The 1,955-nt window shown below is 59.8% G+C and carries 1 protein-coding gene; it reads left to right on the top strand.

Annotation, left to right across the window (positions count from 1 at the left end):
- The coding region (locus tag ACFPFU_RS25580) for a PSD1 and planctomycete cytochrome C domain-containing protein (RefSeq protein WP_377069581.1) at window positions 1-1,955 on the top strand (1,955 nt) is incomplete at both ends.

Below are 1,955 nucleotides of genomic sequence, written 5' to 3'. Positions count from 1 at the left end.
AGTTCTTGTGGATCTGGCGATGATAATCAGGATTTTTCATTATCATCCTCTGACCAGATCAGCTATAACTTCCATGTGCGTCCGATCCTGTCGGACAACTGCTTTGCCTGTCACGGGCCGGACGCCAACAAGCGGGAGGCGGGCCTGAGGCTTGACGACCCTGAAAGCGCGTATGCGGCACTGCAGGAGAACCCCGGGGCCCATGCGATCGTTCGGGGTGATCCGGGGAAATCGGAGGTGGTCCGCAGGCTGCGGACAGAGGATGAATCCGAGATGATGCCTCCCCCCGCCTCCAACCTCAAACTCACGGAGGGGGAAAAGGACATCATCACCGGGTGGATCAGGCAGGGGGCGGAATATGAACCGCACTGGGCGTTTGTTGCACCCCGTAAAGCGGAGCTTCCGAAGGTCAGGCGTCCGGAGTGGGCCCAAAACGAAATCGACTATTTTGTGCTGGACAAGCTGGAAAGGATGGGCCTTCGCCCCAACGGCCCGGCGGAAAAGATGCACCTGCTCAAGCGGCTGAGCTTTGATCTGACCGGCCTTCCCCCTTCCCCGGAGCTGATGGATGCCTACAGGCGGGACGGAAGCGAGGGGGCCGCCGACAGGGTCATCGACAGGCTTCTGGAAAGCCCGGCCTTCGGGGAGCGCATGGCGGTGCTGTGGATGGATGTTTCCAGGTACTCGGATTCCTACGGCTACCAGGACGACAACATCCGCACGCAGTGGCCCTACCGGGACTGGGTGATCCATGCCTTCAACAGCAACATGCCCTACGACCGGTTCGTCACCTGGCAGCTCGCCGGTGACCTGCTGCCGGATGCCACCAAGGAGCAGATCCTGGCCACCGCGTTCAACAGGAACCACAAATACACGGAAGAAGGCGGGGTGATCGAGGAGGAATACCGGGTGGAGTACGCCGTGGACAAGACCAACACCTTCAGCAAGGCCATCCTGGGCATGACCGTGGAATGTGCCCAGTGCCATGACCACAAGTACGACCCCGTCTCCCAGGAAAACTATTTCCAGCTGTACGCCTTTTTCAACAACACCCCCGAAAAGGGGTACGAGGGCGACGTGAGCATATCCAAACCGGCAAAGAAGCCCATCCTCTGGATAGAGCGGGACGACATCGACGGCCTGCTGGGCTTCATCAACCATAAGGACACCAGCAGGATCATGGTGTCGGTGATGGAGGACTTCAAGGACACGACAAGGAGCACCTATATACTGGACAGGGGGCTTTACGACCAGCCCACCCGTGAGGTTTCCGCGGGCACGCCGGCGGCGATACTGCCCTTTGATGAGGAGCGGTACCCCAAAAACCGCCTGGGTCTGGCGGAGTGGACCTTTTCGGATGAGAACCCGCTTGCCGCCAGGGTGTTCGTCAACCTGATGTGGCAGGAGCTCTTCGGCAGGGGCCTGGTAAAATCGGCGGGTGATTTCGGCATGCAGGGCGACCTGCCCACGCATCCGGAGCTGCTGGACTGGCTGGCGGTGGATTTCAGGGAAAGCGGCTGGGACGTGAAGGGGCTTATCAGGAAGATGGTAAGTTCGGCTACATATCAACAGTCCGCTGAAACAGATAAAAAGAAGCTGAACAGGGACCCCGACAATGTCTATCTGGCAAGGGCCCCCCGGATCCGGCTGAACGCCGAGCACATCAGGGACATGGTGCTTGCAAGCAGCGGCCTGATGGTCAAAGAAATAGGGGGTCCGAGCGTAAAGCCCTACCAGCCTGAAGGGCTGTGGGAGGCCTCCACCTCCGGCAGGGGGGAACTGGCCGTCTACAGGCGGGACAAAGGGGAGAAACTCTACAGAAGGGGGCTCTACACCTTCATCAAACTGACCTCGCCCCCGCCCAAGCCCATCATCTTTGACGGCAGCAACAGGGACGTCTGCGAGGTGACCCGCAACAGGACCAACACGCCGCTGCAGGCACTGGCCATGCTCAA

The organism is Negadavirga shengliensis (genome assembly GCF_042652345.1).
Classification (GTDB): domain Bacteria; phylum Bacteroidota; class Bacteroidia; order Cytophagales; family Cyclobacteriaceae; genus Negadavirga; species Negadavirga shengliensis.
The sequence above is the reverse complement of the archived record's forward strand: the minus strand, read 5'-3'. Positions and strand labels throughout refer to the sequence as shown.